The organism is Pseudoalteromonas sp. SCSIO 43201 (genome assembly GCF_023716725.1).
Taxonomy (GTDB): Bacteria; Pseudomonadota; Gammaproteobacteria; order Enterobacterales; family Alteromonadaceae; genus Pseudoalteromonas; species Pseudoalteromonas peptidolytica.
In genome coordinates this window covers 275,960-291,295 of record NZ_CP072684.1, presented here as the reverse complement: position 1 = coordinate 291,295, position 15,336 = coordinate 275,960, and the positions used below count along the sequence as shown (strand labels likewise).

Genomic DNA, 15,336 nt, shown 5'->3' with positions numbered 1-15,336 from the left:
CGTAATATATGAAAAATTTAAGTGCCTTAATTAAAGTTGCGCTGTTTATAACTCCTCTTACCGCTGTCGCAGAGCAAGAAGCGACAAGTTCAGATCTCTATCAACTCTCATTTGAAGAGTTGCTGAATGTTAATGTCTCAATAGCCACGAAAACCGATGAGACTAGAGCTTCAGTCCCATCTAGCATTACAGTATTCAACTCAGAACAGATAAATAGTTTAGGTGTTGATAATGTATATGATTTGATGAATTTCGTGCCTGGGTTTCAGTCGACGCGAGGTGATTGGGTCGGCGCTGTACCAAAAGAGCATACCCGTGGGGTGTATTTAGATACGGGACATGTGTTGGTGATGATTGATGGGCAGCGACTGAATGAGTCATCTTTTGGTAAAGCGTCCGTCTATACGCCGTTCATTCCTATTGATATTGTGTATAAAGTTGAATTTATCCGAGGCCCCGGCTCTGCGCTTTATGGTAGTAATGCTTTTCTTGGTGTTATGAATGTGATAACCAAAAAGCAAAGTAACCAGTTGTCTATTGGATACGCAGAGCATGGCGGTGTTCAGGCTGCAATAAATCTGTCTACACAACTAGCTGATGAGAATGAACTTTACGCTAACGTCGGGTTCAATAAACGCTCTGGAGAGGACTACTTTTCTGGCACCGTTAAGGATCCTTTGGAGTCACTATTCATTACGGTAGGTGGGAAAGCACAAGCGCTGAGCTGGCAAATTCGATATAACCGAACTCAACTTGATGAATTTCTTAACTTAGCGCGTTATTCTCGTGAAAATGAGCACAAAAGCGAAAACTATGCTGCGATATTAGCTTATCAATCGCAACTCTCAGGGCGACTAAAATTAACGCACACCGTGAGCTTTATCGAACATAATATTGACAGTGCTGGGCTGATCGTTACCGCTGACGAAATAGGGATCACTCAAGGAGGGGACTTTTTAGTTGGACCTGCTTGGCAGTCAAAGGATTTAACCTACAACTTAGATGGTGATTTTGAACAGAGTAACACATTGCACTGGAACTTTGGTATTGAGTTGTCAGAGGAAGAACAAAGCAAAGCAGGAGTCAGAACAACTTATTATGATCAAACTGTAGGCGATATTGTTATATATAATCGTAATTATCTAGGTGGTGTTCGGACTATCATGGAATATGCGCCATTTTACCCGTTACTTCAAGATTTTGACTCATATGCAGGCTATGTTCAGTCCAAATATCTTTTTAACGATAGACTTAGTATGTTTGCTGGAGTTCGCTATGACGAAGTCAAAGACATTGATGATAAGCTCTCACCAAGGCTTGCTTTTGTATATAGTTATAACAGTGTAAATACGCTGAAACTACAGTACGGCGAGTCATTCCGTACGCCTGTCAGTAATGAATTGAACTCTAATGATGATGTGACGACGGGGAATTCAAATTTAACGTCAGAGTATGTAAAAACAACAGAGCTTGTTTGGCACTATCAAGACGAGTCTAAGCAGTTTGATGTCGTGTTGTTTGATAACGAATTGGAAGACTTCATTAATTTAGTGCCAATAGATGATGAACAGGCAGAGTTCACTTTTGACAATGTCTTCGAGACCAGCATGCAAGGTATTGAGATCAATGCCAATATAAACTTAAGTAGTACTACTTGGGTTCAAGCTGCGTACACACAGTTATTTGATGAGCCATTAAATGGTAGCTTTAAAAAGTTTTCGGCGCTTGCCTTTACGTACAAAAAAGAGTCCGTGGAAGTGACGTTGAACGCAATTTGGCGTGATAGCACATTTATGTCAGCACCACCTGAATCGCCAATTGACGATTTTGAGCAACCGAGTTACTACTTAATTGGCGGCACAGCTTCTTTTCACCTAGATGACAGCGCTAAAATTCAACTGAAAGCAGAAAATTTATTCGATAAAAAGTTTACAGTATTTGACCCCCGACTCATTGATGGTCATGTGCCACAACAGGGGCGGAACTTATCTATCCAATATATTAAAAACTTTAATTAATCTAATACCAATTTGACTTAGTGCTTGCTCAATTTGAAGGGGTAAATCTGACGCTAACAGCGTTAAAATTTCTTATTTAGAACCACTAAATAGCAAAATTTTTGTCTTGCCTACACGGAGGTAGGTACCTTGGCGATAGCAGGACGCGGTAGCGGGGTTATCGACAAGATTTTCTCGCCTCAAAATAGACTACTTAATTAAGAGAATTGGTAAAAGATAGAGAGAATTAGCAAGAAAGGGCTGTGTTAAAAGAACAAAAGTGCCACCAGTCTGGTGGCACTTTTGTTATCTCTTAAAAGAAAGTGTAATCAACACGGAGGCTAATTGTACGACCGTTGAGGTAGTTAATGTATTCTTGAGCTGCCGAGTTATTGGCATTTCTCGAGCGTGCACGCATGTATGTTGCAGTTTCTTTATCAAATAAGTTGTTGACGAATACGCTAAGTTTTAAGCTATCGCTTAACTGAATACGTCCAGACACATTAAATACGCTATACGCTGGTGTCTTATCTTCATCACGAACGTTGAAGTGGGTTTTATATTCATCATAGAAAGAAGTATTCACCTCGGATGTAAGCATCTTTACCGAATAATTGAATATTTTGATCAAGCGCGAGGTACGCATTCCATTCCGGTACCATTGTCATTTTATCACCAGCACTTGCTGAGATAGACTCATTATCTTGTGTGATCTCAGAGCTTGTATATGACGTGTTGAATGACATCGTTAGGTCGTCAGTTAAACGAGCTGTTGACTCAAATTCGAAACCTTCAGACTTTGCTTCACCACCGTTAGCTGTGTATGAGAAACCACAAGTGTCCATGTATACCGAGGTTTTTATGTCTGTCCAATCAATACGGTAGACTGCCGCTGAGAAGTCGACCTTTCTGTCAAGTACGCTTGCTTTAAAGCCCAGCTCATAGTTTTCGATAGCATCAGACGTGTAACGGTCTTTACGGTTTTTAGCAAGTGGATCTGCCTCACATGATGCTGCTAATGGACCGTTGTTACCACCTGGTCGATATCCTTCTGAATATAAGCCGTATACAGACATTTCTTCAGTCGGACGGTAAGAAACACTAAACTTATAACGATTACCTGACTCTTCACCGCTTAAGTTATCTTCAGAAGTAGCCCAAATACCTTCCTGTGTATAGTGAGAGCCATCTTTAAGCTCAAAGCGACGAACGCCACCATTTACCTCAAGGCTACCAGAGTCCCCTAAATCAAATTCGTATGCAACATCAGCGAAGAAAGCAAGCTCTTCGGTGTAGTCACGAATATTCGTAAGATTCCAGTTGTTTTGTGGATTGCCAAACGTATCTATACCTATTTGAGTGGCATCTGCACCCCACCAGTTCAATGCAAGTGCTGATACTTTGTCGCCTTTTTCATGGTATTGATTTTGATAGTTTGGATCGAAGCCGTACTCTACTTCATCATAGTAAGCACCGATAGTCCAAGATAGAGGCGAATTTATATCAATATTTTGGAAACGTAGCTGATGAGTCACGCGCTCATATTTACGATGATCAATGATCCAAGTACGGAACATATCTGACGCGTCTAAACGGCTCCATGAAGTCTGAATACTATCTTCTTCATAGGTGCGATGAGAGCCCGCATAAGTTAATGAAGCAATATCGAAGATGTTGTCATCCTGAATATTGATGGTGAAAAGGTCATTCGTTGCGTCAGACCATGGGTCCATTAAGTCCCAAATTTGGTATTTTTGTGGTACACCTTTGTTAGCAATAGGCGCACTGCCGGCGTTACATTGTGGACGCTCAGCAGTTTCAGGACAAGAAACCTTAAAGAAGTCAACATCATACCCGTAATCTGCTTCTTCATTTGCAGTCAAGCTATAGTCCCAGTAATAACCAGGTGTAGAACGATCGCCTGTTGTTGTGCCTGTATCGCTGAAAGTTGTATGGGCATAACCTAGAGTAACAGAAGTTTCAGGATCAACTTGCCATAACAGTTGGCCACGTATGAAGCCTCTATCAGCATTTCCTTGAACGCCGGTATTCATGTTTACCATTTGGTAACGTTCATGCTCTGTATTACCACTGACTCGCAGTGCTAATGTATCGTCAACAAGAGGAATGTTAACGCCCATTGAAATGTTGCGGTGCAGGCCATCAACATCTTTTTCACTTCCAATTTGTGTTGACGCGAAAAATTCAAACTCATCAAGTACTGGCTTTTTGGTGATTATCCTCACGGTACCACCGATGGCATTCGAGCCATAAAGTGTACCCTGTGGCCCACGCAGTACTTCCACTCGTTCTACGTCGTTTAGATTTTCAAACGTGAAAGGAACATCATCCACAAATACACTAGTGGTATCAGGAAATGCTGTGTTACCTCCACTGAGGCCACGTAAAATAAGCTGACCTCTAGGGGAGGCTGCGCCAGCGAGGGTTCTGTAGAAATCTTCAGCTGATACTAAGTTACGATCAGCGATGTCCATTGATGAGATAGTAGAAACCTGCATCGGGATCTCAATGATAGTTTCCTCTTTGCGGCGAGAGGTTACGGTAATCTTTTCGATTTGTTCATTGGCACCGTCATCAGACTGTGTTTCGGCGGTGGCGTAAAAGCTAGATGATGCAGCTAGCATGCTAAGACAAATAGTGCTCTTAGCAAATGGTATTTTACCCAGTGGTTTCATTGTGATTTCCTTTATTATTTTTATGTGAAATAAGCAATAGTACCGATATTTATACTATTGCCATATTATCAATAGCAGGTAAAAATAATTTATTAATGTAAATTATTCAAGTTTAATGTAACTTTATTTTTTCCTAGGTGTATTGGGAACATGTTAAGTTTATAATGCAAATAAGGTTTTTATCGGGCTGGTAAGGGTAAAAATATGGAATTGGCTGAAGAACTAGTTAAATTTTGGAATATTTAATTCGACAAAGCCGCTATTGATAGGAGTCTCTGGTATTCAAGGGTTGGGAAAATCGACACTGAGCCAGGTGCTGTGTAAACAGTTAACAGGATCTGCGATTGTTTCTGAGCATGTTTCTCTTGATGATTTTTACCTAGACCCTGAGGAGCGGGCGATCCTAGCTTCGCAAAGACACTCACTATTTCAGCAAAGAGGATTGCCGGGAACACATGATGTGGCTCTACTACAGGAAGTTATCTCCCAGTTTAAACAAGGAAGAGCGATAACCCTTCCGATATTTGACAAGTCAATAGACAGAAAAATACCAAAATCACAATGGCGAACTGTAGCTGCTGGACTTCAGGTACTGATTATTGAAGGTTGGTGCATTGGACAATTCCCACAACAGCATAACCAGTTAGTATTACCAGTTAATCGCTTTGAGCGGCAATACGATGCAGATGGAGCATTTCGTCTACAAGTAAATGAAATTTTACATCAACAGTATCAACCTATTTTTTCACAAATAGATACGTTAATTTATTTGAATGGGCTGAGCTTTGATAGGGTATATCGTTGGCGATTACAACAAGAGCATATGCTAAAAGCGATGACGGGAAAAGGGATGGGAGATGATGAAGTTGAGCGATTTATCCAGCCCTTTCAACGCTTGTCTGAATGGGGGATATTAAGCCTTCCTAACACCGCTGATATTGAGGTTAAGCTGGGAGAAAATAGGGAAGTGCTTGAGATAAAAACAAAGCTCGGCAATTAACCGAGCTTAGACTGCTTATCTTATACCTATTACCTTAATTAATCGCTCTATTTTGAGGCGAGGAAACCGTGTCGATAGCTGTTCGAAATAAGAAGTCTTTCACGCAGCTAGCGTCAGATTTACTCCTTCAAATTGATCATGTATTAAGACTAATTGGCATTAAATACAGGTTTTGGTCTCGCTTATTCAGCTAAGTCCTCAACGCCGACGATTAGCCAAGGCGCATCACCTGATGTTTTGCGCTCTAAATGCCAGATCTCAAGAATAGCCTCTTCTTGCATATCATTAAGGTCACGATATTTACCCGTGAACTTAATACTGATCTCCCATACATCGGCAGTTGTGTCTGCACGAACAAGCGAAGCATCTACAAACATGACTTCTGTCTTAACATCACCATGTTGCTCACGTTCACGCTTAAACTCTTCAACTAGTTCAGGGCTTAGGTACTCAGCCATCGTGGTAAAGTCGTTTTGATTCCATGCCGTTTGAATGGTTTGATAGTGTTGTCTGGCACCCTGTAAGAAACCGTTAACATCAAAATCTCGTGGTAGATTCATTGGTACACTGTTAGCGCCAAATCCACCGCTGGTGGCACCGTTGCTTTGAAATTGCTGTGGCTGTTGAGATGGGGTGCTCGGATGACCCATTTGTGGAGCCCCTGCAAAGCTTGGTTGCTGCTTTTTAGCTAGCATGCTTCTCACTAGTTTAAAGATAATGAATGCAGCGATTGCTAATAGAATCATTTCAAGGAATTGAAATCCTTCGAAATCATCACCAAGCATTGCAGCAATTAACCCACCAGCTAACAAACCACCAAGCACACCTGCCATAATCCCTTTTTTGTTTGACTTAGGTTTAGCTGTTGATTTTGCATTTAAAGCTTGGGTGTCCGTTTGCTGCTTTTGCTGAGTAGTTTGAGTTTGATGAGTTTTGCCTTTGCTTTTACTACCAAACTTTTTTCTTGCTTCAGCATCAAAGCTCGCTGTGAATAAAAAACAAACAAGTGAAAATAACACAATGAAATGTTTCATAAAGTTCCTATATACAAAAATAACTAACAACATTGTAAAGAAGTCATTTTGCTATTTGAATAGGGCTGTGTCTTAATTTATTTTGAATTTTGGTGGTTTAGTAAGGATCTTGAGACACCACAATTAGCTCATTGTGGTGTCTGGTTGGTTTACAGCCAACGTAAAGAGTTGTTTACCTCAGTTTGGAACCTCTCAAGTGGTGCACCACGGTTGGCGACTAAGATAGTATTGGCTTTTTCATGATGTGCGATTAGCCCTTCAAAACGACTGTCGCTAAAGTTGTCTTTCTGATCTTGTGTGCTTTGTTGATCTGCAGGCACTACAAAAACGGTCAATGGGCCAAATTCTGATTGCATCACCAAATGCAGGCTTTTTTGCCCCTTAAAGTTACAGAAAGTTGCGTAAACTATCTTGCCCGGTAAAGTATCGAACTTACCTCCTAGCATTGCTAATTTTTCATTAACTGTCTGAAGAGGAACACTTTCCTGCTTTTCCAAGGCATTTTGTTCATAGTAGACGTGTGCAAGCGCATGCTCAGCTGTATCTGTTGGGTGTGCCAAGCCACCGTAATAAAAAATCACAGCAGCAAATAGCATACTAGCGGCTACCGCCAGTGGGGCTGAAATACGCCTAAACCATGAAACATGCGTTACCTTGTCGTGTTCTTCCTCCAGCAATTGCTGCTTTGCAATAATTCTTTCAGCAAGTCCATCTGGAACGTCAATATCCAGAGAATGACTTAAAAACTTATCGAAATCGCGCATATCTTCTAGTTGCGCTTGCAATTCGGGTTGTTGTGACGCGTACTTTGCTACCTCTTCATCTTGAGGATCGGCAACAAGGCGACGTCGAAATTCGAGTTCATCCATTAGTTTGATGCCCCCTTTACTGGTTCATATTTAGTCGTTAAAGCGTCTTTGAGTTGGTTACGGGCTCGATATAATCTTGTCATGACTGTATTTTTGTTCAGCTCTAAAATCTCTGCAATTTCCTCACCTGAACATCCCATCACCACCTGAAGTAATAATGGCTCTCGATATTCAGCAGATAAGCTCGCTATTTGTCTCTGCACTACAGTTTGTTCCATTTCGTCATCTAAAGCTGAGCTTCTATCATCGACTAAGGTATCTTGCTCCACCTCCGCATAGTCAAATTGTTTACGCTCAAAACGACGTGCATTTTCTCGTCTTAAAATCGTTAATAACCAAGGCTTAGCGGCTTGTTCGTCTTGTAAAGAGTCAAGCGCACGCCATGCCCGTAAAAAAGTTTCTTGTACTAAGTCTTCGGCAATGCTTGGATCTCCACATAACCAATAAGCGAACTTATATAGCTCTTTGTGGTATGCCCGCACCAGTGACTCGTACTGATGTTGTTTAGTGGCCATATTGATGAGACCTATTTTTTGGCTGGTTTATTTCATCACAAACCAATTATTTTTATTAAGCATAACAGCAATACTCTCTTGTGTTGCTGATCGCTGCTCTATTTTTATACCAACAAGCTTAACTAAGCTTGCTAATTTGAGGCAAAAATCTTGTCGATAACACCGTTTTCGTACCCTGCTGATGCTGAGATATGTACATATATCTAGGCAAGAAAAATTTGCTATTTAGTTGTTTTAAATAAGAAACTTTTAATGCTGTTAGCGTCAGATTTATTCCTGCAAATTGGTTAAGTCTTATTATCAAACAAAAGTGGTAAAGAATAAAAAAGCGCCGCTAGGCGCTTAGTTGTAAAGCGTATCAAGTACTTGTTTAGATCTTTTGTCCGCTGCTTGCTTGATACTCCGTTTTACTTCAGTGAATAAAGCGGATAAATCAACGCTAGATTGGGTGTTGCTGTAAAGTGAACGTTGCAACTCATTCACTTGCGTTTTTAACGACTCAGGCTGTTGTTGCAACCATTTGGCCATAGACATGTTTTGTTGTCTAGTATGGTTGAGCAGTGCCTGATAAAACGCATTTGTGCTGTTTTGTTTAACGGCTTCTTCAAACGAAATCAAAGGCTGTGAGTTGGTTTGCTGACTCATTTTTGGCTGTTGTTTCACTGTTGATTTAGATGCCCTCCACCAGAACATCAATGTGACTAGCCATATTATGTAACCGCTCACTGCTAAAGCCCATACCCACAGCGGTACTGTATAGCTTGTGTGTTGTTGTGTTGAAGTCGACACCGCTTGACTTGGCTCATTACTACGCGTTTGCTGAGTCACTTTTGGTGTTAGTGGTAATACGGGTTGATTTGGATCTTGAACTACACTCAGAGATTTGCTCGCCAATGTAGCAATTTCTTCGCGCTTGGTAATGGTATTGAACCAAGGTAACGTGACTTCAGGTAAAACAAAATCACCAGCTCGCTGAGGCAGATAGGCAAACGAAACGATCAGTTGCGAGATAACTTTTCCATCTCTGGTAATTTGTTTTCGCTCGGAAGTATCAGGATAAATTCTAAATCCATCGGTATCCTCTATCTGAATATCTGGAAGCTGCTCTTTTGTTACTCCTACAGCGGTTAGGGTTAATGTTCGAGTGATTGGAGTCCCAACGGTAAAGGTTGACTCATTAGGTTGCCATTCCTCGGAAAAATTTAAGTATTCGCTTGGCAACCACGTATCGGCGGCATCGGCCGGGATAGGGGATACTGAAAAGTCAATGCTATCGCCAACGGCAGAGGTAGCCATACGGCGGTAATTATCTCTGATCTGGCCATTAAATACTGGCGGCTTGATGGTGAAGTCACCACTTTTTTGCGGTTGGATCATGTATTCACGCGTCAAAACCATATAACGTCGTCCATCAACAATCTCGTATTCTTCACTGGCTTTACCTAACTGTGTAAAGGTAGCACCATCTGAGATAGGATCACTCAGCTGGCCATCTAGTAAGTCCTTGCCAATATACAGCTTAACGGTGTAAAGCGCTGCTTGCTGCACATAAAGGTTAGGTGCTTTTAGTTCAGTCTTGACGAAAATATCTTTGCTTTGCTGTTGATCCTCACGAGCGACGACTGAGATTTCGATTGGCTGCGTTTTTGCGCCATCAACTTCGAACGCGGGAATGGTATAGGTTCCTGGGGAGCGAGCCACAAGCTGCATTTGCCAGGTTGTTGAGCTAGCAACACTGCCATTGATGATACTCGTTCGAGAGCTGGTATTTACAGGGCTTGTGACAAAGTCATTACTCAAAGCTGACACATCTGGAATTGTGCCTTTGACTTTTCCTTGCGCGACGATTGACAAGGTAAAATACTCACCCGCAAGTACTGGATTTTTGTCTACGCTTGCGGTGAGATTATCCACAGCTAGCGTTTTGTGGCTTATTATTAACAAAGACAGCAAAAATAAAATACGTTTTACCATGATTTCTCAACTCCTCTCGGTAGACGTCTTTGTTTACGTTTTTGTGCTTCTAATTGCATTTTATTTCTCAGTAATATCGCTGGGTCGTCAGGTACTTTTCTGAGTAACTGATTGAGCTGTTGTGCTTTTTCAATTTCTTCAGGTGTCAGAGGTCGACTTTCCTGCACCATGGCGGCATTGCGTGCTTGTTCATCTTGCGGTGTTTGTTCTGCGTCCGTCTCAGATACAGCTTGCCCCTGTTGTTGGCTTTGTTCATGTGCTTGCTGATCTGCTTCTTGTTGTTGTTGCATGGATGGATCTAGCTGCGGCTCATTATTATTTTGCTCTTGTTGACTCTCTGATTGCTGACCCTGTTGGTCTTGCTGACCCTGTTGGTCTTGCTGACCCTGTTGGTCTTGCTGACCTTGTTGGTCTTGCTGACCTTGTTGGTCTTGCTGACCTTGTTGGTCTTGCTGACCTTGTTGGTCTTGCTGACCTTGTTGGTCTTGCTGACCTTGTTGGTCTTGCTGACCCTGTTGGTCTTGCTGACCTTGTTGGTTTTGCTGACCCTGTTGGTCTTGCTGATTTTTTAATGCCTCAACGACGGCTTTATTATCCTTTGCCTGTGTGAAGTCGGGGTTCATGGCTAGCGCTTTGTCATATGCTGCAATAGACTCATCCAGCTTACCCAGCTGCGCCAACGCGTTACCTAAATTATATTGGCCTTGTGCTGAATCAGTTTGATTTAGCACCGAAGCCGCTCCTTCATAGTCGCCTGCTTTATACAAAGCAGCCCCCTTTAAAACAGGGTCATTAGCTGATGCCGCTCGTTCAAAAGCTTCATTTTGATAGGCTTGTAAGGCATTTTGATCGTTATTTTTAAACCATTGTAGCCATTCACTGGCTACAGCCTTTTGCTGTGGTAATAAAGTAAAAACAAGCAAAGCACTGAGCATAATTGCGTGGTTCCGTACCAATAAAAGTGCCAGTGGAACCAATAAAATAAGCAAATATACACCGGCATCTACACGCCACTTGGCACTTTCTTGCTCAGTTTTAACGATGGCAGCGTTCGACGCTAAGCTAGGTTTAAATGTGTTGATGTCTCTGTTGTCGGTCGTATACGTGGCAAACTTACCGCCTTTGACTTTCGCAAGCTTTTCTAATCGAGTAGTGAATAGTTTTGGTACTACAATTTGACCATATTGGTCTTTTAAGAAGCCGCCGTCAGGAAGTTTTATCGGCGCGCCCTGAGTTGTACCCAACGCATAAATATTGAGTGAATAAGGACTATCAGCCAGTAACGCCTGAATGTCCTCGGCATCCTCTTGCTCGAGCCCATCTGTAATTAAGATAATATCGCCAAAGGTTGCGCTCGCACCACTTAATAGGTTGATTGCCTCTTCGATACCGGCATAAACATTAGAACCTTTTGATGGCATGATTTCGGGGCGAAGGCTTGGAATTAAATTCTCTAGTGTTGCTACATCTGTTGTTAACGGAGACACAGTGAAGGCGTCACCTGCGTAAGCAACCAACCCTGTTTCACCTTCTTGAAATAACTTCAGCATGTCCAGAGTCTTAAACCTTGCTTGAGTAAGACGATTTGGTGCGAGATCGGTTGCATACATAGAGTAGGACATATCCAGCACCAATACTCTTGGTGCTTGTGTTTTGAAAACAGGCACTTCCTGCTTTTCAATACTCGGGCCTGCAACCGCAATAACGGTTAGCAAAGAAAAAATAACACCAAGTAAAGAGTTATTGTGTTTTTGTGATTGCTGCCCTTGTTCACCCATCACCACTTTCATTAAGTGTGGGGCAATAAGTTGATTATTATGTTGCTTACTTTTTTTAGACCACTGCATCAAACAGTAGATAGCCCAAGGAACGAGTAACCAAAGTAATTGTGGGCGAATAAACTCAAATTCCATGCTCTTATCCCCTTACTTTTACTCTAACAACGACACTCAGTTGAGCCAAAAAAAGTAGCCCAAAAACCACAAGTAGCGGTATGTAAAACAATGAAACTTTTGGGCGAAAGGTCTGTGTTTCATCACTGATTGGCTCTAGCTCATCCAGCATGGCGTAAATCTGTTGCAAACTGGCAACGTCTTTGGCTCGAAAATACTGTCCACCTGTTTCTTTTGCGATGTGTTGTAGTGTTTTCTCGTCAATGCTACTGCCAGCCATTGAGTTAAAACCAAATAGACCAAACCCTCGTCTGCCATCGGAGCCTACGCCAACGGTGTAAATCTTGATGCCTTCTTCACGTGCCAAGATAAGCGCCTCATTTGGCTCAAGATTACCGGCAGTGTTTTGACCGTCGGTCAATAAAATTAATATACGGTTACTCTGTTCGCGAGCCTCAAAACGTTTGACTGACAAGCCAATCGCATCACCGATAGCAGTGGCGCGACCAACCAGCCCTATTTGAGCCTCTGTTAACATTTGACTGACCGTCGCTAAATCTCGGGTGAGGGGAGTTTGCAAAAATGCGGTATCACCGAAGAGAATCAGACCTAGTCTATCTCCCTGACGCGCTTCAATAAAGTCACTCACGACGGCTTTTACGACGGATAGTCTATCAACCAAACGGCCTTGATACTCCATATCCTGCTCTGTCATGGAGGCTGAAAGGTCAACTGCTAACATAATATCTCGCCCTTCGCTTGGAATAACAATCGGTTCGTCAAGCCATGTAGGATTGGCGGCTGCGCTCACCAGCAGTAACCAGACAATGGCTTCAAGGGGGCTGACTTTAGCGCGCTTATGCAATTGCTTTGAGTGGCCAAGCTGTAACTTGGCGACACTTGGCATGCGAATATGTATATTCGTTTGTGCAACACTTGGCTTAAATTTGGCGATCAACCAAGGCAGTGGTAGTAATAAAAATGCCAGCGGCCATACAAACTCAAACATCGATACGCTCCTTGACTTTAAAGGTACTGATCGCCAGTGCAAGCTTTTTACTGAGCTCAGGTGTTTGGGTCGGTGCGTACAATGAGTCAAGCTCTTGTTGCGTTAGCTCAACACGGGTGAGTTTTGCTTGTAATGCTAACCACTCTTTACCATAGCGGCTTGCGGCGACCTCGCCATAATAGTGTTTCACTAAACGCTTGAGCAAAGTATGTAAAATCTGTGGGTTATCTTGAGATTGACTAAGCTTTATCGCTTCTTTTTTGGCTTTTAAAAACTGTTGTCTGCGATACAGCAACCAAGCTCCGCTGGCTATCAGTGCGAGGACGATAACAATAACTCCCCACATTGGATAAGAAAGTGGCCACCAGCTTACGCTTTGAGGGATGACCACATCATTGAGTTGGTCGAGTGGATTGACTTGCATTTAACCCCTCATTATTTGTAGTTCTATGGGTAACGACGCATCGTATTTTTGTAGCGTCATGCCTGAGCGTTGGAGTAACGCTAATCTTCGATTAAAAAAGTCGGCTGCATGTTGCGAAAATGAGTCGCGAAATTGCTTATCCATGAGCGGTAATGTCCAGTTGTGCTCTCCCGCCGATACTTCTATTGCTTGGCTGTACTGTGGTAATTGATGTTCAAATGGATCGCTTACCATACATCCGATCACTTCGTTATGGCGGCTGGCACGTTCCAACAATTTGAAACTTTCTTCATTAAGTTCAGTAAAGTCCGATATTAAATAGATAAGGCTGCCTGGCTTTGCAAGATGAACAAGCCGCTTTAAATTTTCATTAAAACGGTTCTCGGACGTCGGTCGGTCTTTTTGCAATAAGGCTTGCTCATGCAGTGCACAAAATTGATGAGCCAACGCCAAAACACCGCGATCGCGAGCTGTTGGTTTTAGCTCATGGTGATGGCTGTCATTAAAGACCACACCACCGACACGATCGCCACGTTGGCAAGCTGACCAAGATACCAAAGCGCCTAAATGCGCAGCTAATACAGATTTGAGTAACAGCCTTGAACCAAAAAGCATGCTCGAAGAAAAGTCGCAAAAAATGAATACAGGGCGCTCTTTTTCTTCTTGGAATAGTTTGGTGTGTGCCTCACCGGTACGCGCGGTAACACGCCAATCAATAGCGCGTATGTCATCGCCGTATTGATATTGCCTCACCTCAGCAAACTCCATACCTCGCCCTTTGTGGGGGGCGAGGTATTGTCCAGCTTGCGCACTTTTTACTTTGCCGCGTGGTTTAAGTGAAAGTAAATGAGCCTTTGACTTATAAAACAGCAGCTCCTTGAGGCCTAGCTCGACGCCATTACTGTGGCTTTCTCTAAACCAGCTGGCTGCATTAAACTGTGTGACGTCGTTCATCATGTTATGGAACAGCAACTAATTCTAGAATTTTACTAATGACTTGATCTTTTGTGATGCCATCGGCCTGAGCCTCGTAGCTAAGAACTATACGATGGCGAAGTACATTGTGAACCACCGCTTGAATGTCTTCAGGTGTGACAAAATCTCGCCCCTGTAGCCAAGCATGAGCACGTGAACATTTATCTAATGCAATGGTGGCACGAGGACTTGCACCATACTCAATCCAGCTAGCCAGGGTAGGGTCAAAGCGCTCTGGTTGTCTTGTGGCAATGATTAGCTGCACCAAATATTGCTCAAGAGGTTCAGCTAAGTGCATACCCAGTACAGTTTTACGTGCTTCAAATAACGTTGCCTGACTAATTGGCGTATAAGCGGCTTGATACTCTTCAAGTGCTTCACCACGGGTTAATCTGAGTATGTCTACTTCAGTTTCGGCATCTGGGTAGTCAATGTTCAAATGCAGTAAAAAGCGGTCAAGTTGTGCCTCTGGTAGCGGGTACGTACCTTCTTGCTCCAATGGGTTTTGTGTGGCCATCACCATAAATAGCTCTGGTAATGGGTAAGTAGTTTTACCTACGGTGATTTGTCGCTCAGCCATGGCTTCGAGCAGCGCAGACTGAACTTTTGCAGGCGCTCGGTTAATTTCATCTGCCAGAATAAGGTGGTGGAAAAGGGGCCCCTTCTCAAATACAAACTCGTTCGTTTGTTGACGATAAATGTCCGTGCCTGTCACGTCAGACGGTAATAAGTCAGGGGTAAATTGAACGCGTTGAAAACTGCCTTCAATGCCTTTTGCCAGTGCGTTTACTGCTCGAGTTTTAGCAAGTCCCGGAGGGCCTTCCACCAACAAGTGGCCATCTGCTAACAGTGCAATAAGCAACGATTCGGTCAGTGCACTTTGTCCTAGAATTTGGGTATCTAAATATTCTTTTAGTTGTGAAAACTCGTTTACTGCCATGAGAATGCCTT

The 15,336-nt window shown here is 42.7% G+C and carries 13 protein-coding genes; 2 read left to right on the top strand and 11 right to left on the bottom strand.

What is annotated here, in order from left to right; translation table 11 throughout:
• Window positions 1–8 precede the first annotated feature (8 nt).
• Window positions 9–2,018, top strand: coding sequence for a TonB-dependent receptor plug domain-containing protein (locus J8Z24_RS18010; protein WP_252095897.1), 2,010 nt, complete (start codon window positions 9–11; stop codon window positions 2,016–2,018).
• Between the two features lie 292 nt (window positions 2,019–2,310).
• Here J8Z24_RS18010 and J8Z24_RS18005 read toward each other — a convergent pair whose 3' ends face one another.
• Together J8Z24_RS18005 and J8Z24_RS18000 are read right to left on the bottom strand one after the other, a co-directional pair.
• Window positions 2,311–2,583 (bottom strand): TonB-dependent receptor, encoded by a 273-nt coding sequence (locus J8Z24_RS18005; protein ID WP_252095896.1) that lies wholly within the window; start codon window positions 2,581–2,583, stop codon window positions 2,311–2,313.
• A complete protein-coding gene (locus J8Z24_RS18000; protein ID WP_252095895.1) occupies window positions 2,564–4,693 on the bottom strand; it encodes a TonB-dependent receptor in 2,130 nt (709 codons plus the stop codon). Before J8Z24_RS18000 ends, J8Z24_RS18005 begins: the two co-directional genes overlap by 20 nt.
• Window positions 4,694–4,955: 262 nt before the next feature.
• Here J8Z24_RS18000 and J8Z24_RS17995 point away from each other — a divergent pair, with 262 nt between their 5' ends.
• Entirely contained in the window at window positions 4,956–5,693 is a 738-nt protein-coding gene (locus tag J8Z24_RS17995; RefSeq protein WP_252095894.1) for a kinase, read from the top strand.
• 182 nt (window positions 5,694–5,875) lie between these two features.
• On the opposite strand, the gene J8Z24_RS17990 is transcribed toward J8Z24_RS17995, so the two are convergent.
• The 9 genes from J8Z24_RS17990 to J8Z24_RS17950 form a co-directional block, all read right to left on the bottom strand.
• Complete coding sequence (locus J8Z24_RS17990; RefSeq protein WP_147391226.1) at window positions 5,876–6,727, bottom strand: Tim44 domain-containing protein; 852 nt, start codon at window positions 6,725–6,727, stop codon at window positions 5,876–5,878.
• Window positions 6,728–6,876: 149 nt separating this feature from the next.
• Window positions 6,877–7,596, bottom strand: a complete 720-nt coding sequence (locus J8Z24_RS17985; RefSeq protein ID WP_125252787.1) for a DUF3379 family protein — start codon at window positions 7,594–7,596, stop codon at window positions 6,877–6,879.
• Complete coding sequence (locus J8Z24_RS17980) at window positions 7,596–8,111, bottom strand: sigma-70 family RNA polymerase sigma factor (RefSeq protein ID WP_125252788.1); 516 nt, start codon at window positions 8,109–8,111, stop codon at window positions 7,596–7,598. Before J8Z24_RS17980 ends, J8Z24_RS17985 begins: the two co-directional genes overlap by 1 nt.
• A gap of 342 nt (window positions 8,112–8,453) precedes the next feature.
• The gene (locus tag J8Z24_RS17975; protein WP_176033460.1) at window positions 8,454–10,085 is read right to left on the bottom strand and encodes a BatD family protein; all 1,632 of its coding nucleotides are present in this window, start codon (window positions 10,083–10,085) and stop codon (window positions 8,454–8,456) included.
• The gene (locus J8Z24_RS17970; RefSeq protein ID WP_252095893.1) at window positions 10,079–11,998 is read right to left on the bottom strand and encodes a vWA domain-containing protein; all 1,920 of its coding nucleotides are present in this window, start codon (window positions 11,996–11,998) and stop codon (window positions 10,079–10,081) included. The genes J8Z24_RS17975 and J8Z24_RS17970 overlap by 7 nt, the downstream gene beginning before the upstream one ends.
• A 4-nt stretch (window positions 11,999–12,002) precedes the next feature.
• Window positions 12,003–12,986, bottom strand: a complete 984-nt coding sequence (locus tag J8Z24_RS17965) for a vWA domain-containing protein (RefSeq protein ID WP_176033458.1) — start codon at window positions 12,984–12,986, stop codon at window positions 12,003–12,005.
• Window positions 12,979–13,410 (bottom strand): DUF4381 domain-containing protein, encoded by a 432-nt coding sequence (locus tag J8Z24_RS17960; protein WP_176033457.1) that lies wholly within the window; start codon window positions 13,408–13,410, stop codon window positions 12,979–12,981. The genes J8Z24_RS17965 and J8Z24_RS17960 overlap by 8 nt, the downstream gene beginning before the upstream one ends.
• Window positions 13,411–14,364, bottom strand: coding sequence for a DUF58 domain-containing protein (locus J8Z24_RS17955; protein ID WP_125252826.1), 954 nt, complete (start codon window positions 14,362–14,364; stop codon window positions 13,411–13,413). It lies immediately after the preceding gene.
• Window positions 14,365–14,368: 4 nt separating this feature from the next.
• The gene (locus tag J8Z24_RS17950; RefSeq protein ID WP_128731064.1) at window positions 14,369–15,325 is read right to left on the bottom strand and encodes an AAA family ATPase; all 957 of its coding nucleotides are present in this window, start codon (window positions 15,323–15,325) and stop codon (window positions 14,369–14,371) included.
• Between the last annotated feature and the right edge of the window lie 11 nt (window positions 15,326–15,336).